Origin of the sequence: Enterococcus sp. C74 (assembly GCF_040887125.1) — a bacterium.
In the GTDB taxonomy this organism is placed as follows: Bacteria; Bacillota; Bacilli; order Lactobacillales; family Enterococcaceae; genus Enterococcus_B; species Enterococcus_B hirae.
Window position 1 is genome coordinate 265,635 of the sequence record NZ_JBFOFA010000004.1, and the last position, 22,058, is coordinate 287,692.

22 protein-coding genes and 1 pseudogene are annotated in these 22,058 nt (G+C 36.3%); 14 read left to right on the plus strand and 9 right to left on the minus strand.

The genetic code is table 11. The annotated features are described in order from the left end of the window. Positions 1 to 88 precede the first annotated feature (88 nt). From rsmD to holA, 8 genes are all read left to right on the plus strand, one after another. A complete protein-coding gene (gene rsmD, locus AB3H93_RS07595; RefSeq protein ID WP_368020398.1) occupies positions 89 to 670 on the plus strand; it encodes a 16S rRNA (guanine(966)-N(2))-methyltransferase RsmD in 582 nt (193 codons plus the stop codon). Continuing rightward, the gene (coaD, locus tag AB3H93_RS07600) at positions 667 to 1,158 is read left to right on the plus strand and encodes a pantetheine-phosphate adenylyltransferase (RefSeq protein WP_010719347.1); all 492 of its coding nucleotides are present in this window, start codon (positions 667 to 669) and stop codon (positions 1,156 to 1,158) included. Before rsmD ends, coaD begins: the two co-directional genes overlap by 4 nt. After that, the gene (locus AB3H93_RS07605; protein ID WP_025480486.1) at positions 1,148 to 2,191 is read left to right on the plus strand and encodes a SepM family pheromone-processing serine protease; all 1,044 of its coding nucleotides are present in this window, start codon (positions 1,148 to 1,150) and stop codon (positions 2,189 to 2,191) included. The genes coaD and AB3H93_RS07605 overlap by 11 nt, the downstream gene beginning before the upstream one ends. 595 nt (positions 2,192 to 2,786) lie before the next feature. Beyond that, the gene (locus tag AB3H93_RS07610; protein WP_010737459.1) at positions 2,787 to 3,074 is read left to right on the plus strand and encodes a hypothetical protein; all 288 of its coding nucleotides are present in this window, start codon (positions 2,787 to 2,789) and stop codon (positions 3,072 to 3,074) included. A gap of 566 nt (positions 3,075 to 3,640) precedes the next feature. Next, positions 3,641 to 4,336, plus strand: a complete 696-nt coding sequence (locus tag AB3H93_RS07615; RefSeq protein WP_368020382.1) for a helix-hairpin-helix domain-containing protein — start codon at positions 3,641 to 3,643, stop codon at positions 4,334 to 4,336. A gap of 18 nt (positions 4,337 to 4,354) precedes the next feature. After that, entirely contained in the window at positions 4,355 to 4,837 is a 483-nt protein-coding gene (locus AB3H93_RS07620) for a ComE operon protein 2 (RefSeq protein ID WP_010719343.1), read from the plus strand. Then, positions 4,830 to 7,100 (plus strand): DNA internalization-related competence protein ComEC/Rec2, encoded by a 2,271-nt coding sequence (locus AB3H93_RS07625; protein ID WP_368020383.1) that lies wholly within the window; start codon positions 4,830 to 4,832, stop codon positions 7,098 to 7,100. Before AB3H93_RS07620 ends, AB3H93_RS07625 begins: the two co-directional genes overlap by 8 nt. 36 nt (positions 7,101 to 7,136) lie before the next feature. Further along, positions 7,137 to 8,180, plus strand: a complete 1,044-nt coding sequence (gene holA / locus AB3H93_RS07630) for a DNA polymerase III subunit delta (protein WP_034700673.1) — start codon at positions 7,137 to 7,139, stop codon at positions 8,178 to 8,180. Positions 8,181 to 8,392: 212 nt separating this feature from the next. Here the strand turns inward: holA and rpsT are convergent, their stop codons facing one another. The 8 genes from rpsT to AB3H93_RS07670 all read right to left on the minus strand — a co-directional run bounded on the left by rpsT (position 8,393) and on the right by AB3H93_RS07670 (position 14,987). Then, positions 8,393 to 8,647, minus strand: a complete 255-nt coding sequence (gene rpsT, locus AB3H93_RS07635) for a 30S ribosomal protein S20 (protein WP_010719340.1) — start codon at positions 8,645 to 8,647, stop codon at positions 8,393 to 8,395. A 401-nt stretch (positions 8,648 to 9,048) separates the two neighbouring features. Then, a complete protein-coding gene (locus AB3H93_RS07640; RefSeq protein WP_005878685.1) occupies positions 9,049 to 9,318 on the minus strand; it encodes a hypothetical protein in 270 nt (89 codons plus the stop codon). Between the two features lie 464 nt (positions 9,319 to 9,782). Further along, positions 9,783 to 9,914: a hypothetical protein gene (locus AB3H93_RS07645; protein ID WP_010719339.1), complete on the minus strand. Its 132-nt coding sequence runs from the start codon at positions 9,912 to 9,914 to the stop codon at positions 9,783 to 9,785. A gap of 77 nt (positions 9,915 to 9,991) precedes the next feature. Next, positions 9,992 to 10,447, minus strand: a complete 456-nt coding sequence (locus tag AB3H93_RS07650) for a DUF441 domain-containing protein (RefSeq protein WP_010719338.1) — start codon at positions 10,445 to 10,447, stop codon at positions 9,992 to 9,994. Between the two features lie 82 nt (positions 10,448 to 10,529). Next, entirely contained in the window at positions 10,530 to 12,449 is a 1,920-nt protein-coding gene (locus AB3H93_RS07655; RefSeq protein WP_368020384.1) for a heavy metal translocating P-type ATPase, read from the minus strand. Positions 12,450 to 12,629: 180 nt separating this feature from the next. Then, positions 12,630 to 13,463: an undecaprenyl-diphosphate phosphatase gene (locus tag AB3H93_RS07660; RefSeq protein WP_096709179.1), complete on the minus strand. Its 834-nt coding sequence runs from the start codon at positions 13,461 to 13,463 to the stop codon at positions 12,630 to 12,632. A gap of 165 nt (positions 13,464 to 13,628) precedes the next feature. Further along, positions 13,629 to 14,333 (minus strand): histidine phosphatase family protein, encoded by a 705-nt coding sequence (locus AB3H93_RS07665; protein ID WP_368020385.1) that lies wholly within the window; start codon positions 14,331 to 14,333, stop codon positions 13,629 to 13,631. A 27-nt stretch (positions 14,334 to 14,360) separates the two neighbouring features. After that, entirely contained in the window at positions 14,361 to 14,987 is a 627-nt protein-coding gene (locus tag AB3H93_RS07670) for an MBL fold metallo-hydrolase (RefSeq protein WP_063627038.1), read from the minus strand. 629 nt (positions 14,988 to 15,616) lie between these two features. On the opposite strand from AB3H93_RS07670, the gene AB3H93_RS07675 reads away from it, so the two are divergent. Next, positions 15,617 to 17,980 carry an ATP-dependent DNA helicase gene (locus AB3H93_RS07675; protein ID WP_368020386.1) on the plus strand — a complete coding sequence of 788 codons (2,364 nt, stop codon included), beginning with the start codon at positions 15,617 to 15,619 and terminating at the stop codon, positions 17,978 to 17,980. A gap of 134 nt (positions 17,981 to 18,114) precedes the next feature. Here the strand turns inward: AB3H93_RS07675 and AB3H93_RS07680 are convergent, their stop codons facing one another. Then, positions 18,115 to 18,606, minus strand: coding sequence for a YajQ family cyclic di-GMP-binding protein (locus AB3H93_RS07680; protein WP_010719331.1), 492 nt, complete (start codon positions 18,604 to 18,606; stop codon positions 18,115 to 18,117). Between the two features lie 152 nt (positions 18,607 to 18,758). Between AB3H93_RS07680 and AB3H93_RS07685 the strand changes: the two genes are divergently transcribed. The 5 genes and pseudogenes from AB3H93_RS07685 (at position 18,759) to AB3H93_RS07705 (ending at position 21,967) form a co-directional block, all read left to right on the plus strand. Beyond that, positions 18,759 to 19,706, plus strand: coding sequence for a YitT family protein (locus AB3H93_RS07685; protein ID WP_174270241.1), 948 nt, complete (start codon positions 18,759 to 18,761; stop codon positions 19,704 to 19,706). Between the two features lie 131 nt (positions 19,707 to 19,837). Then, positions 19,838 to 20,182, plus strand: coding sequence for a metal-sulfur cluster assembly factor (locus AB3H93_RS07690; RefSeq protein WP_010719329.1), 345 nt, complete (start codon positions 19,838 to 19,840; stop codon positions 20,180 to 20,182). Between the two features lie 190 nt (positions 20,183 to 20,372). Then, positions 20,373 to 20,709: pseudogene (locus AB3H93_RS07695) on the plus strand (hypothetical protein); the annotation flags it as partial. 84 nt (positions 20,710 to 20,793) lie between these two features. Then, the gene (locus AB3H93_RS07700) at positions 20,794 to 21,414 is read left to right on the plus strand and encodes a hypothetical protein (RefSeq protein WP_368020387.1); all 621 of its coding nucleotides are present in this window, start codon (positions 20,794 to 20,796) and stop codon (positions 21,412 to 21,414) included. After that, on the plus strand, positions 21,407 to 21,967 hold the full coding sequence (locus AB3H93_RS07705) for a hypothetical protein (protein WP_368020388.1): 561 nt from the start codon (positions 21,407 to 21,409) through the stop codon (positions 21,965 to 21,967). Before AB3H93_RS07700 ends, AB3H93_RS07705 begins: the two co-directional genes overlap by 8 nt. Positions 21,968 to 22,058: the final 91 nt, after the last annotated feature.

Consider the following 22,058-nt stretch of genomic DNA (forward strand, 5'->3'; position numbering starts at 1 on the left):
AAAAAGATAAAAATAACTTGAGAAAGCATGAAATTAATGGCGATCCAAGTTTTTTTATCTTTTTTTTTGGTATACTATTAACAGCACGATTTTTAAAAGGAGTGAGTCAATGCGAGTCATATCAGGAACATATGGTGGACGACGCTTAAAGAGTTTAGCAGGGGCTAATACACGTCCCACCACAGATAAAGTGAAAGAATCGATCTTCAATATGATCGGTCCTTACTTCGACGGAGAAACAGTCTTAGACCTATTTTCTGGTAGTGGCGGGTTAGCTATCGAATCAGTTTCTCGTGGCTGTGGGCATGCCTTTTGTGTAGACAAAAGTTACCAAGCGCTAAAAATAATCCAAGAAAATATTAAAGTAACGAAAGAGCCAGAAAAATTCACCACGTTAAAACTTGATGCGGACAAAGCCATCGAAAAGCTGGCAAATGATCAGCAAAAATTTGATTATTTATTTCTTGACCCACCATATGCCAAACAAAAAATTCTTGACCAAATAATCAAAATGACGGAGCTGGACCTTTTTAATGATTCGGCAGTTATTGTATGTGAAACTGATAAAACAGTGGAATTACCAGAAAAGATTGCTGATTTTACGCAAATCAGAAAACAAACGTATGGTATTTCAACTGTGACTATCTACAGAAAAGAGGAAGACCTATGAAAAAAGCCTTGTTTCCAGGCAGCTTTGATCCGTTCACGAATGGGCATTTAGATATGGTCGAACGAGCAGCAAAAATGTTTGATGAGGTCATCATTGGGGTATTTGTGAATACGTCAAAAAAACATCTATTTACCGTTGATGAAAAAGTTACATTGATTACTCAAGCTGTTCGTCATCTTCCGAATGTTAAAGTGTACCACCAGGAAAATCAATTAACAGTCGAGATTGCGAATGAATTAGCTGTTCAAACCATCATTCGTGGTATCCGTAGTGTAAAGGATTTTGAATATGAACGGGATATTGCTCAAATGAACCATCATTTAAATCAAGAAATCGAGACGGTCTTTTTATTGGCTAAACAAGAATATAGTCACGTTAGTTCTAGTTTATTAAAAGAAGTCTTACACTTTGGGGGAGATGTCAGTGACTATCTTCCACCAGTAATCAACGAAGCGTTAGCTGGAAAGCGTGAAAATGATGGACTTTAAAAGATGGTTAAAGACGATTCTTGTCATTTTTTTAGGGATATTTATTATTGGGTTCGTGGTAATTCCACTTCCTTTTTATGTGGAAGCACCAGGAGCAACCATCAATTTGAAAGAGCTGATTACCGTCAATGGGAAAAAGGACAAAGATTCAGGTTCTTTTTCATTAACTTCAGTGGGCATCCGTCGAGCAACTGGTTTTACAGCAGTCAAAGCCAAGCTAGCACCGTTTGAAGATTTGATTAGCGCTGAGGAGTTGACTGGCGGGGCGACTAGCGAAGAATACAATCAAATCCAACAATATTATATGGAGTCTTCCCAAAATGCAGCGATTGAGCAAGCACTAAAATTGGCAGGGCGCTCTTACCAGATGGAATTTAAAGGTGTCTATGTCATGAGTGTCGAGAAGAATTCCAATTTCTATGGAAAATTAGCAGTTGGTGATACAGTCACAAAAGTTGATGGACAAACCTTTAAAAGTGCAGAAGCATTTATGAAGTATGTCAAAAGTAAAAAAGTCGGCGATACGGTCACGATCACCTATCTCCGAGATGGCAAAGAAAACGAAACTTCAGGTAAATTGATCGAACTGCCAACGGATAATAAAGCAGGGATTGGGATTACTTTAACCGATCATACGAGTATCAAGTCGGATACAGATGTAATGATTAATTCAGGATCAATCGGAGGGCCGTCTGCTGGTTTGATGTTTACCCTGGAAATCTATGAACAATTGACCGGTAAAAATCTTCGTCAAGGGAAAGAAATTGCTGGTACTGGAACGATCAATAGCGACGGTGAAGTTGGGCGAATTGGTGGTATTGATAAAAAAGTGGCTAGTGCAGACAAAGCTGGCGTTGAAATATTCTTTGCACCGGATGATCCAATCTCAGATGAAATCAAGAAGAAACATCCAGAAATCAAAACCAATTACGAAGAAGCCAAAGCTGCTGCGAAAGAATTGAACTCTTCAATGAAAATCGTACCAGTGAAAACCGTGCAAGATGCACTTGATTATTTAGAAAAGATGAACTAAAGATTCATTAGAAATCGTTTTGTTTCAACAACATTTTTTTATCGTTGTTCATGAAACGGTTTTTGAACGAATAAATAGACAGACAAAATTTCCTTTAAGATTGATGTTTTCAATGACTCAGCCTTAACGGAAAGCTTGTCTGTCTCTTTTTTATAGAGAAACTAAAATGAATAGAAACTAGCCATGAGGGGATTTATGTGTATGAGGTAAGCTTTTTTATTCGTTTGATCAGTAAAATAAAAGTTATTTTTAACTGCGTCAGTTGATAAAGAGTTTAAACTTATTATGGAAAAATTTTCGGTGGAATGAAAAAATAGGAAATAAAGTGAAGATGTATGATATAATCGAAGGACAGAAAAATGAATACAGTAAGATGATCAGATCGTTCTAAGTCAGTGTTTTTTTACTGGTTCCCTAGTAAAAACTACGTTGGCACACAGCTTTTGATTTTTACATTTATCCGATTCATTGGGTATTCTGAAAATAGAGGAAAGAGCTGGAGAATTTTATTCTTGAAATCTATTTAAAACCAACTACCACTTTTATTTTGTGATCAAGTCCTGTTTGTTTTTCTAAATTTACTTGGAGAGGATTAATGATGAGAAAAAAAGCGATTGTAATTATAATGATTCAAATGGTGATTTATGTTAGCTCAATCATAGGTGCGTTTATGAATAGAGGAGTTATTACAAATTGGCCTTCTTTACTTTTGTTATTCGGAATATGTATCGGTAATTTTGTGCCAATCGAGTATCGGACTAGTTTCAATTCTACTGATCCTGGGATTATTCTAAAAAATCATACAAGACGGTTAGAAAACATCATTTACATGATCATCACATGTCTCGTAATCGTACTAGTTATCTATCTGGATATGGTATAACGACTAGTTTAGACAATGGAATATTTTGTCCGTAAAAAAATATCTTATAAAATCTATGTAAACTAGCTCACGATTATTCATGAGGAAAAGCGAGTCTTTGACTTATTTAGGAGATTTGAATACTTGGAAAGTTGATGTAGTTGAGGCATTGCTCTTTGGCATAGTGAGAATAATTGTACATAGCCGCTAGAGAGACAGTGGCAAAGATATCGGATTTAGGATTACTTAGGTAAGTCGGGTACATGCTCAAAAAAATCAAGGAAGAGCTTCGCTAAGAGTGTGAACTTGAAACTATTTTTAAAAAACGAATAGAAAAATAGATAAACATCAAAGTCAGTAAAAGTGATTTTGATGGTTTTTGCTAGGTAATGAAAAGAGAAATATAGACCCTATGTCAACGCCTATTCCTGAAATGTTTAAAGGTATGAAAGATTCATTCTTCATAAAATAATTGTCCCAAAAGTAGGTTTATTTTCATGTAGAAAAATGGTTTGACGTATTTAATCATGAAGAGAAAAAACTTCTTCATAATTTAATGAAAGGAAGCCAATCGGAAAATAGTCACAATGAGCGAAGAATGGAAGAACAAACGAAAGCGTTTCTATACTACCAACTTTTCTTTACCAAAATTTGTGATTGGAGGGATCTTTGGTGTCATAGGAGTCATCATCCTTGGTGGAATGATGGTTCATTTTTTCAGTCAATCAAGTAAAAAGGATCAACTATTTTTGACAAACCAATCGATTGAGGCTCCGGAAAAGAACAGTTCTGAAACGAAGCCAATTGATGAAACGGTGAGTACATCGACTAGGTCAGTGATTTATGTCGATGTGAAAGGAGCGGTAAAACGACCTGGAATGTACGCTTTTGTGGCAGAAGATCGGGTCTTTGATGTCATTCAAAAAGCAGGTGGGCTGACGGAATCAGCTGACGAGAAACAGATCAACTTTGCAGCAAAAATAACGGATCAACAAATGCTGTACGTTCCTGAAGTAGGAGAAGAAATTCCAGAAAGCTCAAATGCTAGTCTAGCGACGGTAGATTCAGTGGACACAAACCCAGATCGAGTGCATCTTAATACTGCTGATCTTTCGCAATTGCAACAAATACCGGGGATCGGTGAAAAAAAAGCCCGAGAAATTATTCAGTATAGACAAGATAATGGATCGTTCAAAAGTATTGACGAGCTTCAAGAAATAGACGGAATTGGTCAGAAGACAGTTGAAAAAATCAAAAACTTCGTTACAATTACTATAGAATAAATGATAGAGGTGGCTAATATGAGCAATGAACGGATTCCTTGGGACCAATATTTTATGGCTCAAGCAGTATTATTATCATTGAGAAGTACTTGTACACGATTAGAAGTCGGCGCAACTTTAGTAAGAGAAAAACGGATCATTGCTGGAGGCTACAATGGTGCTGTTAGTGGGGATGTTCATTGCATTGATGAAGGCTGTTATATCGTCGATGGTCATTGCTTGCGAACGATCCATGCGGAAATGAATGCTTTATTACAATGTGCAAAACTAGGCATACCTACGGAGGGCGCAGAGATTTACGTGACTCATTTCCCTTGTTTAGCTTGTACAAAAGCCTTATTACAAGCAGGAATCAAAAAAATCAACTATTTACATGATTATCGAAATGATCCGTATGCACAATCATTGATCGAACAATTAGGTGCAACTGTTCATCAAGTATCATTGGATTCTACTCACTTTTCTAAACTCCAAAAAGAATTATCAGGAGAACATGTTTAGTAGATTTTGTGATCAAACACAGAATCGATTCATTTTTCCAGCGATTTCTTCGATTTTTATTTGTTTGTTTTATTATACAGACAGATGGCATTATCGTTTGATTTTCGCTGGATTTTTTTTGTTTTTTTTACGGAAAGAAAATAAACAAATTATTGGTTTAAGTTTCATTTGTAGTACGCTGGTTTTATTTTCTTGCTGGCTTAAAGAAACAAAACCAATCGATGATCAAAGGACGTTGGAACGTATCATGGTCGCCTCAGACACAGTGAAAATGAATGGAGATTTAGTGACTTTTATTGGGCACACAACGGACGAGCAAAAGATTTCTTGCAGCTATTATGCCAAATCTGAACAAGAAAGAAATTCTTTTCTTGTTCTTAGACATGAAGCGATTGAATTAATTGTAGTCGGGGATTACCAAGAAACTTCCAAACAAAGGAATCCTTATGGGTTTGATCAAAAAAAGTATGACCAAATACATCGGATCAAAGGACGATTTCAGATACGCCAGATCAAAGAACATTTGAATCGTAATGCTTGGCAGAATATGCTGAGCAGAACACGAGGAAGGTCTATTACGTTTATTCAAGAACACTTTAGTCACAAGGTGAGTGTCTATATGAATGCTTTGATCTTTGGCTATAAAGATAGTCAGTTTTTAGCATCAGAAGACACATATAAAGAAACTGGCTTACTTCATTTATTCAGTTTGTCAGGCATGCACATCCAAACTTACTTAGGTTGGCTCTATTATCTGTTTCGCAGAGGAGGGATGACATTAACTGCTAGTTATCTCCCACTAGTTGGGGGGACTTTGGGGTATTTTAGCTTATCTGGGGGTTCTGTGTCAGTGAAAAGAGCGGGGCTGTCATTCTTATTGAAATTAGGGCTAAAACTTCTCAATGTCAAATTTTCTTCTTTCGATCATTATTCGATTATTTTATGGATACTTTTGCTGATCGAGCCGCTTTGTCTTTTCCAAGTAGAGGGCCAGCTAAGTTTAGGAATGAGCTTCTTCTTTCTTTTGTTGTCTCACCCAACCACTAAGTTTCAAAAGTTCACTACTATCGTGTTATTTAGTATCGGCATCATGCCACTGACAGCTTGGCATTTTTATGAGTGGCCACTATTAGGGAGTATGTTGACTCTTCTTTTTGCTCCTGTTTTTAAGAAAGTATTTCTTCCTTGTTTGACGTTTTTATTTGTTTTTGGCAGGGTACTACCTCCAAGTGTTAGCGAGTTGCTTGATTCTTTTTTAGTCCATTTCGAGAGATTACTAGATTCGTTGAGATTTGCCAATCTAGTGATTGGGCGACCGAATGGCTGGTTGTTAATATTTAGTTTAGGCTTTCTTTTATGGCTTATAGAGAAAAAACAACATAAACCTTGTCAATGCGTGACAGCTGCACTCCTTGTGCCCATTATTCTCATTTTTGGTCGTTTTCTTCAATTCGGAAGTAGTATCACTTTCAACGACGTAGGGCAAGGAGACAGTATTCTTTTTAAAGCGCCGTTTTTAAAAGAAATCGTTATGATTGATACTGGTGGAAAATTGGGTTTTCAAAAAGAAGCTTGGCAAGAGCGAAGGGTTAGACCACCTGCAGAGTTTAACCTTGTCCCATTTTTAAAAGGAAATGGCATCCGACACATCAATAAACTGATATTGACGCATGACGATATCGATCATGTGGGAGAAATCACGACATTAGCAAAACATTTCAAGATCGATACGATTTATATTGGTTGGGGAGCTGGCAAAAGCACCTGGCTCCATACGCAGTTGCAGAAATTGGAAAAAGCAGGAACCACTATTTGTGAAGTCAGACAGGGTGATCGGATCAAAGGTTATTTTGATTTTTTTGTGTTGTCTCCAGTTAATCAGGGGAAGGGCGAAAATGAAGATTCGATTGGCTTGTCAGTGACTCATCAGTCCTGTCGTTTTCTCTTTTTAGGTGATTTAGATCAGCACGCAGAAGAAAAGATCGGAAACGCTTATCCAGATTTAAAAGCGGATGTGATCAAATTAGGACATCATGGCAGCCGCACATCTAGTCATCCACAGTTCATTTCGCAATTAGAAGCAACCTATGGTGTTTTATCCTGTGGCGTGAATAATTTATTTGGTCATCCTCATGAAGACGTACTAGCGACGTTAAAGCAGAATAAAGTCACTCCTTTGCGTACCGACCGTCAAGGCGCAATTACTTTTAAATGGCATCCCTTTTGGTATCCAAACGGAAAGATCCACACAATGATAGACTAGCAATTCCCAGCTACTCATGGTAGGATAAATTTGAAAGTGGTGAACGAAATGAGTATTCAAGCAGATTTACAAAAAATCCGTAAAGAAAAGCTTGCGCCTTGTTATTTGATTCTAGGTACTGAAAAATATTTACAGGATCAGGTAAGAGCAGAAATCCAGAAAAAAATTCAAATCGATAGTCAAGATGACTTGAATTTCTTAAGTTTTGATATGGGGAATGCTAGTATTGATGAGGTGGTTGCTGAGGCAGAGACTTTGCCATTTTTTGGTGATCAACGCCTAGTATTTGTAGAAAATCCCTACTTTTTAACAGCTGAAAAAGTGAATAATGGGATTGAACAAAATACGGATCTACTGATTGATTATTTAAAAGAACCTTTAGAATCAACAGTTTTAGTGTTTTTTGCTCCCTATGAGAAATTAGATGAGCGAAAAAAAGTAACGAAGCAATTAAAAAAAGCTGCTGTGACCATCAATGTTCAGCAATTGAATGAAAAAGAAGTACGTCAGTATTTATTGAATACACTAGAAAATGCACCGTTTCAAATGGACCGTAAAGCGATTGATCTGTTTTTACGGTTAACGGATCTCGATCTATCAAAAATGATGAGGGAACTGAATAAATTACTATTGTATGGGCAACAACAAGAACTGATCACTGTTAAAGAAGTGGAACAGTTAGTCCCTAAAACCTTGGAACATAATCTTTTTGATATGACACAATATATTCTTTCCGGGAAAACAGAACAAGCGCTACGGTTGTTTGAAGACTTAATTACCCAAGGAGAAGAAACCATTAAGATCAATGCCATCTTACTTTCACAAATACGTTTGTTTTTACAGACCAAGTTTTTGATGAAAATCGGTTATCAGCAGGCTAATATTGCTGAGACTTTAAAGATACATCCTTACCGTGTAAAATTGGCGATGCAAGAGGTACGTAAATTTGATGAAAAGATCCTAAGGCGTTTATTTGACGATCTGGTTGAAATGGATTACCAAATCAAAAGTGGTAAAATCGAAAAAGAATTAAGCTTTCAATTATTTGTCTTACGAACAGGTCAGCTTTTGAAGAGTTAAAAAGAAGAGAAAAACAATCGAAATAAATCCAAAAAGAACGCTTGAAACGATGATGTTTTGAGCGTTTTTTAGACATCAATTGTTTTAGAGTAGGAAGTGCTGAGTCAGCCGCAGCTGGTTTACTAATAAAAAGAATGGAAAGAAACCCAATAGAAGGGTGATCGAATAGACTGTTTGAGACAAAATAAAAAAACCGGCCGTAGCCGATTTCCTTATTTAGCGATTTTTTTGCTTAAACGAGATTTGTCGCGGTTAGCTTTGTTTTTATGAATTAGACCTTTTGTTTCAGCCATATCAATAGCTTTAACAGCTTCTTTATATAACGCATCTACGTTTTCAGCACCTGAAGCTACAGCATCTTCAAATTTTTTGATTGCAGTACGCATAGCGCTTGTTTGAGATGAATTTTTAACGTTCGCATTTTCGCTTGTACGAACACGTTTGATTGCAGATTCAATGTTTGGCATTAGTTTCACCTCCGATAAATTAAGTTCTTACGCGTGTTACCGCATAATTCAACATTCATTATTATACCTAAATGAAGTAATCTTTGCAATATGAACATGACAAGTTTTTTTCCTTAACACTAAAAGAAACTTAATTCTAGGCTCTACTAGCATTGAAAGAGAAGGAAAATGGGCAAATAAAAAACGCTATTGTGGGAGACAATAGCGTTCAACCAAAGCAGATAAATTTATCTTTTTAAACAAAATTTGAATGGGACTGTTTGGTACTCGAACATTATATAACAAAGCGAACCGTTTGCAAAGCTTTTTTTGAAAAGGGATACGTTCCTTGTAGACTAAGCAATCGTAACGATACCATTTTTTAGTTATTTTATAACCGTTAACCGTTGGTGTAGCTAAATTTATTCCGGAGTCCCAATAATTTTAATGTATTCATCAATATTTTTGATCATCATTTTTTTGATGACTAATTGATTGCGGCGGTTCCATTTTCCACTGACTTCTAATACATATTTATTTAAAGGGAGCCGAAGAATATATTTTGCCAAGTAACGATCTTTCAACAGACCGTTAATGACACGATCTTCCAGTTGAAGATTTAAGCCAGTCAACATCATAGGTTGTTCTTGTAAGACATACGTATCAATTAAAAGACCTTCAAAGGTTTCCATGAGCGTTTTCCTTTCTATATATAAAGCATAATAGCGAATGATTAAAAATATAAGTGATGCTATCTTGTGTTCTAGTATAACAAAAAATGAAAGGAGGAGCCAAAAAGAAATGAGGATTATTTAATAATATTTTAGGAAACATAAAAGGGGGGAAGTGGTGTATGGGTAAGGAGAAGAGGTAGGAACATTAAAAACATACTTGATGAAACCCACGCAACTTTTATCAAGTAGATTCCATAAGTAAAGATAAATGAAAAAACAATAAACCCGATGAGACTGGGACAAAACTTGTCTCAGTCTCTTCTAGTATCTCTAAAAACGAATAAACGGTGAGACAAAAGCAGCATCTTCGGAAATAAGCCGAAATTTACCAAAAATTTGAGGAGCAATTTTCGGAAATTCCTTCTTATTTCTTGATGCTAAACACTTTTGTCTCAACCTCATCGGGTTTACTTTTTTCACGATCAATTAAAGTAGGTATTGAACACATTTTGGATCAGATCTGGAAATAAAAGATAAGCTAGTCCTAAAATCAATACGATCGCTAATAAAAACCAACCAACCGTGCCGATAAAGTATTTTAATTTTTCTAACATGTGATCACCTCGGAATAAGTATATCACGAACGATTCGATTCAGAGGACTCAAAACACTTTAACTGTGATCGATTTTTTCATTTACTTAAAGAAAATAATTGCAAGAGACAATAGGTAATACCAGAAGCAATGACTGGACCAGCAGCGATCCCTTTTAAGAAAACGACTCCGAGAATTGTTCCAAAAACCAATGCAACAGTAATCTGCGGGTCTGAAGCAATCAAACCGACTCCTTTGGAAGAAAGGACGGCTACTAGACCACCACAAAACACAGCAATCCAACCGATGGGTGATTTAAAGGCATCTAGTAAATCTTTTAAGCCAATCTCGCCAGTAGCGATTGGAACTAAAATAGCAGCTGTGATGATGGTGACTCCTAGATTAATTCCTTTGCCTTGAAGCCAAGTAAGAAACACTTTCGATGTCGGTATCAATTTGACTAGTAATATAAAACCTGTAGCGATGATCAAGCTTTGATTTTTAGCAAGCAGGGCAACAAGCATGATCAATCCAAGAAAAATCCAACTTTCCATAAAAAAAGAACCTCACTTTCCTGCCATCAATCATATCATTTTTTCAACGGTTACAAAAGTGAGGTTCATCAGAGTGGAAAAACTAGATAGAGTGGTGATTCGGCTGTAAGGGACAGCCAGTGCAACGTGATTTTTTGGAAGTATCTTCAGGTAAGGGTTTCAATAAACGTAACCCATTTAAGATAACCAAGATCGTGCTTCCTTCATGACCAATCACGCCAAGAGGTAAATTTAAAAATTGCAGAAAGTTAGAAAGGATCAGTAAACAAATCACTGTAAGAGAAAAAATAATATTTTGCTTAATGATTTTCTTCATTCTTAGTGAAAGACGGTGGGCATAACTTAATTTTTGCAAGTCATTTTTTACCAAGACGATATCAGCGATTTCCATAGCGACATCCGTTCCTTGTCCCATGGCTACTCCTAGTGAAGCAGTCGCAAGAGCTGGGGCATCATTGACACCATCACCAACCATTGCTGTGACAGCATACTTTTCTTTTTGCTGTTGTGCATAGTGTGTTTTATCCGATGGCGTGCAGTCAGCCAGTAAGTGTTGAACACCAATTTTCTCAGCAATAGCTGCAGCAGTCCCTTGGTTATCTCCAGTGATCATGCTGGTATCAATTTGCTGGTTATTGAAATAGTCAATGACTTGTTGGGCATTTTCTTTTGGCACATCTAATAAGCCGATGAGTGCTATCAATTGATTGTCTTTGGTTAAAACAATCACTGTCTTTCCCTGTTGTTCGAGTAAATGAATTTTATCAAGAAGTTCTTTTTCAGCTATCGACGTTTTTTCTGGTTCCCATTTACCTACAATCCACTGAGCTTCTTGGTAAACTGTTCGTAAACCAAACCCCGTGATTTCTTCGATTGGTAATTTTTGGATATCTTTTGGTATAGCAATGTCAAAATGTGCTACGATTGCTTGAGCTAAGGGGTGCGTTGTTTTTTGTTCCATTGAAACTAAGATTTGTTGTGCAAGTTCCTGGTCTTTTACAAAATAGCTATCCGTCACGATCGGTTTGCCTTTGGTTAAAGTTCCGGTTTTATCAAAGGCAATCGCTTTTAAATCAGCTAATTGTTCTAAGTGGAGACCGCCTTTGATCAGCACACCGTTGCGGGCAGCGTTAGAAAGGGCTGCTAGTGTTGCAGGTGTCGCAGAGGCAACCAACGCACAAGGAGAGGCGACAACCAGTAAAACCATTCCCCGATAAAAACTTTCTTGAAAACTCCAGCCAAAAATGAAATATGAAACAAGAATCATTAATGGAACAACGACTAACACACCTTTAACGTAGGTATTTTCAATACGAGAGATAAAAGAAGCGGTCTTTGTAGGGGTGCTTTGTGCTTTTTCAACCAGCTGGATGATTTTAGCAAAAACAGTCTCGTCGCTTTTTTTAGTTACCTGTAAGATCAAAGGATTTCCTCGATTGATCGTTCCTGCAAATAACTCGTCATGAGGAACTTTTTCAACTGGTACAGATTCACCACTCAATGTGGCTTCATCGACCGTTGCTTGTTGACTTTCTAAATAGCCGTCAATTGGGATCGTTCCACCTTTTGGGACAAATACCCGATCATTGATCTTAAGATCAGTTACAGCTATTTCTTCTAATTCTTCGTTTGCAGTTAAACGTTGTGCTTTTCGTGGCTGTAGATTCATTAAAGCGGTAATTTCTTGCTGACTTTTACTGGTCGTATATTCTTCGAGAGCGCCACTTAAACAGAAAATAAACGTAAGCATCGCACCTTCTAAAAAATCACCGATCAAACAAGCGCCGATTGCCGCTAAGGCCATCAATAAGTCAACATTCAATGTGTTTTCCTGCCAGAGTTCGGTCAACCCTTCACGAGTCTGCTTGAAACCACCGAATGAGATGGCGCCTAAATAAAAGATGATACTTAGAAAAGGCACAAAAGATTGAGTAGCCAAACCTAAGATTATAAGTAATAAACAACCGATTGTCGGGATAAATGTCTGTATTAAACGAGTCATATTTGTTTCCTCCTTTACAAAATCAATATACCACACCAAAATTCTAATTGATAATAAAAATCGCTAAATGAGAACGATAATAGTTATCATTTAGAATAATGCTTTTTTGGAAAGGGGATAATTAGAATAAATATAAAAAAGCACCGTAATCATACGGTGCTTTGACTTCGTTTTATTCAGTTACATTGCGATAAACCAGTAACCAATCAAAATGATTCCTAAAATGATCCGATACCAACCAAAAATTGTAAAGTCGTTTTTCTTCAAATAACTTAACAAGAATTTGATGGCTAAAACGGAGATAATAAATGATACGAGGGTTCCAACGAGTAAAATAATCGTTTCTTCCATTTTAAAGGAGTTTCCTTCAGCTAGATACTTCACGATTTTTAAACCACTAGCACCAAACATCACTGGGATACCAAGGAAAAATGAAAATTCTGTTGCTACAAATCGAGAAGCACCAATCAAAATGGCTCCGAGGATCGTGGCTCCTGAACGAGAAGTTCCAGGAACTAACGCTAATACTTGGAATAATCCAACCAGTAACGCCGCTTGATAAGTAAAATCGTTTAAGGTTGTCCAACGTGGTGTTTTTGTCTTGTTTCTTTTTTCCACAACAATGAATGCAATCCCATAAACGATTAAGACGATCGCAACTGGTAGAAATTTATGAAAATGTTCTTCTAACCAATCATCTAAAGGTAATCCAATAATAATTGCTGGAATACAAGCGACTACGACTTTGAACCATAATGTCCAAGTATCTTTTTTCTCAATAGTGGTTTTGCTTGGAGAAAAGGGATTTAATTTATGAAAATATAAAACGACGACTGCTAAAATAGCACCTAATTGAATAACGACGTTGAACATCGACATAAACTGTGTGCTAGCGTCTAGCTTGATGAACTGATCTGCTAGGATCAAGTGACCAGTGCTACTGATCGGCAACCACTCGGTAATCCCTTCGATAATTCCTAAGATAGCTGCTTTGATGATATTTGCAAAAAACATACGGACCTTCCTTCCCAAATAAAATACAGTATTAAGTATACCGTTCTTTCTAATGAAAACCAAATGCTTTCTTGATGTTAAGAAAAACTTGAGAAATAGCAAGAGGGCATAAGAAAGCGAGTACTCAAGTGAGTACTCGCAAACCAGTGTTTGATAACGGAATGATTATAGGAAAGAATCTTGCGAGTGTTTTTTTCCCTGCTCTATATAACTAATATCGTTGATTCCTTCAATTGAAAAATTGCCTTTTTCATACGTCACTTTTGTCACGCTGCCATTTAATAAGCCTGCTCGAACAGGTTGATGTACGTCAATTAGGCTGAGTAAAAAGCCAATTGTCAACCCATGAGAAACAACTAGGACGTTGCCACCACCATTTTTTTCGCAATGGTGCGCAATGTCTTCAAATCCTGACCATACACGATTTTTTAAAGTATCGTAGGTCTCAGCCCAGCCAGCGGTATCCAAGTTATAAATAGCATTAGCAATTTGTTCAAAAGTTACGTCCGTCGTGAACATCTCATCATAAGTTTTGAAGTTTAATACTCGGGGGATAACACCCCACATTTCCATGTCATACCCACCTTCTAAAGAGCCAAAACACCATTCACGAATTCTTTGATCGATAAAATAAGGGATATCTTTTCCTTTGGCATGTTCACTGAGGATGATACGTGCCGTTTCAATAGCACGACCACTATCGCTAGAATAAGCAAAAGAAAAATCAACGTCTTTCAATCCTTTTCCAAGATAGTGGATTCCTTCTTGGCCTTGTTTGGTGAGTGGTGTGTCACACCAACCTTGAACACGTTCAATCGTATTGAACATCGTTTTTCCGTGTCTGACGATGTAAAGAGTGGTTTTAGTCATATTTACAGCCTCCAATCGATTTGTTAGTTAAGCATTAAAGAAAGGGTTGGTTCTTTTTTCATGTTCAATGGTCGTAGCATCTCCATGCCCAGGATAAACGGCAAATTCATCTGGCAACACAAACAGCTGGGTTTGAATACTGTGTAGCAGCTGCTCCAGATTCCCAGTATATAGATCGGTTCGACCGATACTGCCTTTAAATAGTGCATCACCTGATACGACAAAATCATCAAAGATAAAGCTGACACTTCCAATCGAATGACCAGGTGTAGGGACGACCCGAAATGTCATATTCCCTAGACGATAGGTTTTCATTTCAAATTCATATTCAGCAGGTGAAACAATGATATTCGCAATGTCATCATGTCTTCCCAAACCAGAAAGATTCAATATCGGATCGCCTAACCAACTTTGTTCTAATGGACTAACATATACAGGGATCTGATAAAACTGACGAAGTTCTTCGACGGCTCCGATATGGTCATAGTGGGTATGTGTTAGTAAAATCGCTACAGGTTGTTGCTGCGTTTTTTCGATTTGCGTTTTGATTTTTGCTGCATCTTCACCAGGATCAATAATCAGTAGCGCTTCATCGTTATAAACCAAATAACAATTTTCTTCGATCATCCCAGTTTTGATTTGTTCAATATGCATAAAGAGTTCCTCCTGATCGCTTACTTAATTCTAGTATAACTCAATTGATAAGATGAAACAAAAGACCCTACTTGAGAAATGGTCCACGGTGAATCTAAATCGAATTGAATGAATAATAAATGAATTAATTGAATATAGTAGAGCTGAGTCATGTTTTTTTGTAGCCGAGTTTTCTTGCTTCCTAAATGAACCACTTATTTCAATGACAAAATGTAAAATAAAAGTATTGAGAGATTTTAAACAAGAGGACAGAAAATTCTCACTTCTTTTTAATAAGTTGGTGTTAGAGTGAGCTCATCCAAAAATCCTAATTCTATATCCTATTCGAGCTTGCGACAGTGATGTCCAACTCTGAAAAACAAAGGGAAGCATCCGAAAATGCAAAAAGCTATTTTCGGATGTTTTACTTTACTTTCAAGTGAACGATGATGAATGTAAAGGGAGAGAGATATCTGAATAATGTAAACAAATCTATAGCTTTGTAAACATACTTATGAAAGGAAAAAGTGAGTAAATAGTAGTATTTCTTTCATTTGCTGAGGTTTATAAATCGGTAAATGAATAAGAACAATTTTTGTATTTTGCGATTCTTTTCTTTTTCAGGTAAGCTTATAGTCAAAGGAGTGGGAGTGGTGAAGCAATCAAAAATATCGGTACGTAACCTTGTTGAATTTATCTTAAGGCGTGGCAGTATCGACAATCGTAAAAAAAGTAACCATACCGCACTGGAAGGTGCCAAGATCCATCGGAAGCTTCAAAAAGATGCTGGAGAAGACTATGAAAAAGAAGTCTTTTTAAAGACGACTGTCCACTTCGAGGAATACCAGCTAATCATAGAAGGGCGAGCAGATGGCGTGTTCCAAAAAGAAGGCATCTATTATATTGATGAAATAAAAACTTCGGAACCGAGGTATGAAGACTTAGAAAAAGAACAAATTGAATTATTTTTCCATCAAGCAAGAACCTATGCTTATATTTATTGTCATGAACATGATTTAAAAGAAATCAATTTGCAACTAACTTATTATCAAACTACTGAAGGAATCATTACCCGAAAAGTTGAGCATCAAACCATCGAACAATTAAATGAGTTTTTTAAAAAACTTACAGATGACTATAAAGAATGGCTGATTTTTCAAGAGAATTGGCGTACCGTTCGAAATGCTTCTTTAATGGCTTTGAAATTCCCCTATGACAACTACCGTAAAGGTCAAAGAGAGTTAGCAGTCGCTGCCTATAAAACGATTCGTACAAAACAAAAATTATTCGTCGAAGCACCGACAGGAACTGGAAAAACAGTTTCTACACTTTTCCCCGCTTTGAAAGCAATAGGGGAAGAAGAGGGAGAACGCATTTTTTATTTAACGGCTAAAACAATCACGAGACAAGTCGCTGAAGATGCTTTGGAGGCGTTAAAAGATGTGGGTGCTGAGACCAAAAGTGTGACTTTGACAGCCAAAGATAAGATTTGTTTTTTAGACGAAACAACATGTAATCCAGATCAATGTCCATATGCCAACGGTTATTACAACCGGATCAATGAAGGATTATGGGATTTATTGAATCATGAAAATCAAATCACCAGAGAAGTTATTGAAACCTATGCGAAGAAACATACGTTATGTCCTTTTGAGTTGTCGCTAGATGTGAGTTTATGGTGTGATGTGATTATTGGGGATTATAATTATTTGTTTGATCCGACTGTTTATTTACGACGTTTTTTTGAAGGCGAAAAAAATGAGGATCATCTTTTTCTGATTGATGAAGCCCATAATTTGGTCAGTCGTTCCCGAGAGATGTACTCCGCAAAACTTTCATATCGAAGCGCTAGAAACGTCTATGCACTCATTCCAAAAGAATTTAAAAAGTTAAGACGACGTTTTAATAAGTTACTTAAAGCGTTCGATCAGATCCAGGAAATTTCAAATGAAGATGGGTGGACCTACCACCATCAAAAAGCACCCGCGGACACATTGGTTAATGCTGGTTATCAATTGAGTGAGCACATCCAAGAGTGGTTGGCAGAGTATCCTGAACATGCCATTCAAGAGACGTTACTCCCCTTTTATTTTGACTTACTTCACTTTTTGAAAATCAGTGAATTTTACGATGATCATTATGAAACAACTGTAGAGAAAACTTATCAAGATTTCATCATCAAAGCATTTTGCATCGATCCTAGTGATTTTTTAGAACAATCGTTAGCTAAGGGGAGAAGTAGTATCTTATTTTCCGCTAGTTTTTCGCCATTGTCTTATTACCAAGAAACGCTAGGAGGAAAAGAGAGCTTAGCTTATCGCTTGCCAAGTCCTTTTCCAGAAGAAAATCAAAAAGTGCTGATCACAAATTATTTAGAAACAACCTATCGTAAACGAGAAGAGAACATGCCTCGATTAATTGAAACGATCCAACATTTTACAAAAGAAAAGATCGGAAATTACTTGATATTTTTCCCCTCTTACCAATATTTGGATCAGGCAGTAACAGCCTTTCAGGAAAAATATCCAGATGTTAAGGTGCTGATTCAAGATACCATGATGAGTGAAACTGAGAGAGAAACATTTTTGAAGCAATTTCAAATTGATCCAGACGAAACCTTACTAGCTTTTTGTGTGTTAGGCGGAATCTTTTCAGAAGGGATCGATTTAAAAGGAACCCGATTAATTGGCAGTATGATCGTTGGCGTTGGGTTACCACAAATGAACCATGAGCAGGAGTTGATCAAAGAATATTATGACGAAAAAGATCAGCTGGGATTTGCTTATGCGTACCAATTACCTGGTATGAATAAAGTCTTACAAGCAGCGGGGCGTGTCATTAGAGATGCCAGTGATCAGGGAATCGTTTTGTTAGCAGACCAGCGTTTTACTCGGTTGGATTATCGCCAATTGTTTCCAAGACATTGGCAGTCAGCGACCACTGTCAGAAACCTATCTGAACTCACAAAAGAAATCACCGATTTTTGGCACAAAAGTAAATCATTAGAGATGTGAAATTACTCTAGCGCTAGTAGTTTAAAATTAAAAACACCTGAATCAACCACAAACGACTGGTAGATTCAGGTGTCTTATCTATTCAAGCGCGTATTGGATCAATTGTTTCATTGTCTGACAAGTAAAGCTATCTGTTAACGATAGTTAGTAAACTGAAGTTCGATCGGCAGATCTAATTTTCGCAATAAAGCAATCACCGCTTGAAGGTCATCACGGTTTTTTCCAGTTACACGAATTTGATCTTCTTGAATCTGGGTTTTTACTTTAATCTTTGAATTTTTGATCTCGGTTGTGATTTTCTTGGCATTTTCCCGATCAATGCCATTGATAAGTTCAGCGGATTGACGTGCTTTTCCTCCAAGGGCATGCTCTGATTCAGAGAAATGGATATTTTTGATTGGAACATTTCGTTTGTTTAATTTACTGAACAAGACATCTTTGATTTGTTCGATCTTGAAATCATCGTCACTGAGAATGGTTAATTTATTGTTATCAAATTTGATATCAATAGTCGAATCTTTAAAATCAAAACGGTTGGTTAATTCTTTTATTGTTTGCTGGATCGCATTTCTGACTTCTTCGATTGTGACCTCTGAAACAATGTCAAAACTTGCATCTTTTGCCATAGTGATCCTCCTGATTTGTTTTTATTTTATTGTATCATAGTCAAATGATTGTGTTGAAGCTTTACTAAAATTATTCTCATTTATGATTCAAGTATTTTAATTTAATTCATAACCTGTTATTCTTACAATTGGAATAACTTTGAAAGGAAGAGGTGCTTGTGAGTAAGATTATGACAGTGTATCAAAGAAATGAAATATTAAAAAAGATTGTGGTTATCTTAGTCACCGGATTGACCGCAGCGGTTGCCTTAAATTATTTTTTGATTCCAGCAAACGTCTTTTCCGCAGGGATGAATGGGATTGCCCAAATCATTGCCTCGTTATTATCTGACTGGCTCCACGTAAAAGTGGACACAGGTGCCTTTATCTTTATTTTGAATATCCCTGTCTTTATTCTAGGGTTCTTGAAAGTAGGCAGACGAGCAACGATTTTAAGTTTTGTCAATGTAGTAGCCGTATCGGTAGCAACTACCTTACTTCCCACTGGGCAGGTGACGGACAATATTTTAATGAATGCCTTAGTCGGCGGTGTTTTGTTAGGTGTTGGTGTAGGGATCTCACTTAAAATGGGGTTTACAACTGGAGGAATGGATATTATTTCTTTAGTCCTTTCACAAACTACAGGGAAAACCGTTGGAAATTATATGTTGATGTTAAATGGTTTGATCGTGGTGATTGCGGGCTTTCTTTTTAACTGGGAGAGTGCGCTCTATACGATTATCTCTATCTATGCCATGACCCAAGTGATTGATGCGATTCATACAAGTCATCAAAAAGTGACCGCCATGATTGTGACGGTTAAACCAGATGAAGTGACCGCAGCGATCGCTCAAAATATGGTTCGAGGAATGACCCTCTTACCATCAATCGGTGGCTATTCTAAAAAAGAAGGTAAAACGATCATGATGGTGATCACTCGTTATGAAATGTATGATTTAGATCAAATCGTCCATGAAATCGACGAAGATGCTTTTATCAATATTTTACCAACGCATTCTGTATTTGGCCGTTTTGCGAATGAAAGCGAACAAAATCTTTACCGTTCTACGGGTGTCTTTCCCGAAATAAAGAAAACTCCTTCAAAAACTAAAAAACAATAATTGATTTAAATAAGTCAGAAGAATTTTCTGTTTTCAACCTGTTAAATGAGAATAGAACCTCTCGATTCTCATTTACAAATGAGCAAAAAAAGAGTATGATAAATGAAAATTGCATGAAGGAGTGCTGCAAGATGAGCGAAGCAAACCAAAAATGGTCTGCAGAAGAAGTCAATGAAATTAAGGAACGAATCTTAGCTGCCTTAGAAATGGTCATTGACCCTGAACTAGGGATCGATATCGTCAACCTAGGCTTGATCTATGAAATCGAATTTGATCCAGAAAACGGAGAAACAGTCATTAAAATGACCTTAACAACCATGGGTTGCCCATTAGCTGATATCCTAACTGAATCCATCCACGACGCCTTAAAAGAAGTGCCAGAAGTAACCAAGGCAGAAGTCAAACTAGTTTGGTATCCAGCCTGGACGACGGATAAGATGAGTCGTTATGCACGGATTGCTTTAGGGATTCGTTAAAGGTTTTCGTTGATTGAACAGTGTTTCTCACTCATAAAGTATGTAGTCTGAGCTGATTTTTTGGACTTCGGATAACAGATAGAATGAGAATATTTTCGATACGGATACCATACTCAACGAGGAAATAACTTCTGAACGCCTTTATCAACTTTTAGAAAAAGTTGGTAAGGGAGTTTTTTTTGTGCAAAATTTTAAGTATTCTGTAGATGAAGATTATATCCTATACGATAGAAACCCCTGTATGTGTGTTAAGTGGTAAAAGAGCGTAAGGTAATTGTTCAGACATTTAATGATATGGAAATCAAAGAGATGTTGGGTGTAGCAAAGAAGTTAACTTTTTTTAAACCTCAGAAAATGGGAAAGGGAAGAAAGATAGGATTGTTCCTTGCTCACCGTTGATTTACAAAGAATATATAAAATATAATTCAGAAACTACTAGGAAATGGTTCAATAAAAACAACCAAAGTTTAAATATTGAAGATGAAATTAGTAGAGCTGTTAATTTTTCGCCATTGCAGACGATATAAGTTTTTTAGAATGCTGGTTTGTTTTTTTATTCGTAGCAGTGTAAAATTGATTTATCAAACAAAAAAATAAAAGGCGGTATCCTGATGACTAAAAGCCAATTAATTAAAGATATAGCTACGAATAAAATAGATTTAGAGGAGAGTTTACAAAGATTACTTATAATAACAAGTGAGCTGGACAATGAAATGATTTCTGAGTGGATAATCTCGGAATTGAATGGTTATGGTCAGGACGATATAATTCCGGATTATAGAAAAAGAATTAGTTATAGAATAGTTTATTCGGGAATTAATGGTAAGGTAAAAATGACAAATCAAACATTACCGTTACATTATTTTTCGAAAGGGGTTAGGGATGATATTGATAAAATTACAGTTAAAGAAAGTATAAAAGTAATTGAAACTATTGTTAAAAATGGGGAAAAAATTGGATATGATTTAACTGCTTTAGCCTCTGATGTGTTTAAAAAGACGGGTATTCAATGTTATAAAATATTTCAGGAATACAGCACTATATCTTTTGAGCAACTTTTGAGTAATGTCAAAAGTAAACTGATTCTATTTTTATTGGATTTAGAAAAACAATTTGGTAATTTAGATAATTTAGATATAGAAACAGAAAAAATAACAAGTGACAAGAAAGAAGAAGTTACCAAAAGCTTTGCACAACTTTTTTATGATGGGAAGGTGAGACCTGATGAATGATGAGATTAAAATACTCATTGTTGGAGCTATAATCTCATTATTTTCTACAATGATTGGTTTCCTTGGGCAAACGCTTATTCAATATTTAATTTCTAATAAAGGAACAGTAAAAATCTATATAAAAAAAGTCTATAGCAAGGTAAACAATCAACCATATGGATTTATAAAAGATGGTAGGGATACGATTTTTTCAGTTCCAATTTGGATTGAATTTCATAATACTAAAGAAAAAAGAGAAATTATTAGAAACGTAAACCTTCAAATCTATAATAAAGGTAAATACATTAGCAATATGGTTCAAGCTTCACATATAAAAGAAACCGCCTATGCAAATAACGGAGCCTACTCCTTTATCTTAGAGCCGTTATCTATTTCAAAATTCGATTTGCAATTTCTAATAAAGAAATCGGACATCGAAGAAGATTTTGATGAAGTTAGGATTTCTTATTATGATTCTAAGGATAAGTATCATGAAAGGAAAATTTTAGTTGTAGATAATCCGTGGGTAAATAAAACATATGCTATTGATAAAGATTGGATTTTAATAAATTGATTATTATTAGGCTCTATACTTTTTGATGTTGGTGAATTTCACCAACATCAAAAAGTATAGAGCCTATCCCAGAGGTGTTTTTTCAAAATTC

Excerpts from the sequence above, each read along its gene's own strand:
- coaD (WP_010719347.1), top strand. The coding sequence starts at position 667 with ATGAAAAAAGCCTTGTTTCCAGGCAGCTTTGATCCGTTCACGAATGGG.
- AB3H93_RS07605 (WP_025480486.1), top strand. The coding sequence starts at position 1,148 with ATGGACTTTAAAAGATGGTTAAAGACGATTCTTGTCATTTTTTTAGGG.
- AB3H93_RS07610 (WP_010737459.1), top strand. The coding sequence starts at position 2,787 with ATGATGAGAAAAAAAGCGATTGTAATTATAATGATTCAAATGGTGATT.
- AB3H93_RS07615 (WP_368020382.1), top strand. The coding sequence starts at position 3,641 with ATGAGCGAAGAATGGAAGAACAAACGAAAGCGTTTCTATACTACCAAC.
- AB3H93_RS07620 (WP_010719343.1), top strand. The coding sequence starts at position 4,355 with ATGAGCAATGAACGGATTCCTTGGGACCAATATTTTATGGCTCAAGCA.
- AB3H93_RS07625 (WP_368020383.1), top strand. The coding sequence starts at position 4,830 with ATGTTTAGTAGATTTTGTGATCAAACACAGAATCGATTCATTTTTCCA.
- rpsT (WP_010719340.1), bottom strand. The coding sequence starts at position 8,647 with ATGCCAAACATTGAATCTGCAATCAAACGTGTTCGTACAAGCGAAAAT.
- AB3H93_RS07640 (WP_005878685.1), bottom strand. The coding sequence starts at position 9,318 with ATGGAAACCTTTGAAGGTCTTTTAATTGATACGTATGTCTTACAAGAA.
- AB3H93_RS07645 (WP_010719339.1), bottom strand. The coding sequence starts at position 9,914 with ATGTTAGAAAAATTAAAATACTTTATCGGCACGGTTGGTTGGTTTTTA.
- AB3H93_RS07650 (WP_010719338.1), bottom strand. The coding sequence starts at position 10,447 with ATGGAAAGTTGGATTTTTCTTGGATTGATCATGCTTGTTGCCCTGCTT.
- AB3H93_RS07655 (WP_368020384.1), bottom strand. The coding sequence starts at position 12,449 with ATGACTCGTTTAATACAGACATTTATCCCGACAATCGGTTGTTTATTA.
- AB3H93_RS07660 (WP_096709179.1), bottom strand. The coding sequence starts at position 13,463 with ATGTTTTTTGCAAATATCATCAAAGCAGCTATCTTAGGAATTATCGAA.
- AB3H93_RS07665 (WP_368020385.1), bottom strand. The coding sequence starts at position 14,333 with ATGACTAAAACCACTCTTTACATCGTCAGACACGGAAAAACGATGTTC.
- AB3H93_RS07670 (WP_063627038.1), bottom strand. The coding sequence starts at position 14,987 with ATGCATATTGAACAAATCAAAACTGGGATGATCGAAGAAAATTGTTAT.
- AB3H93_RS07680 (WP_010719331.1), bottom strand. The coding sequence starts at position 18,606 with ATGGCAAAAGATGCAAGTTTTGACATTGTTTCAGAGGTCACAATCGAA.
- AB3H93_RS07690 (WP_010719329.1), top strand. The coding sequence starts at position 19,838 with ATGAGCGAAGCAAACCAAAAATGGTCTGCAGAAGAAGTCAATGAAATT.
- AB3H93_RS07700 (WP_368020387.1), top strand. The coding sequence starts at position 20,794 with ATGACTAAAAGCCAATTAATTAAAGATATAGCTACGAATAAAATAGAT.
- AB3H93_RS07705 (WP_368020388.1), top strand. The coding sequence starts at position 21,407 with ATGAATGATGAGATTAAAATACTCATTGTTGGAGCTATAATCTCATTA.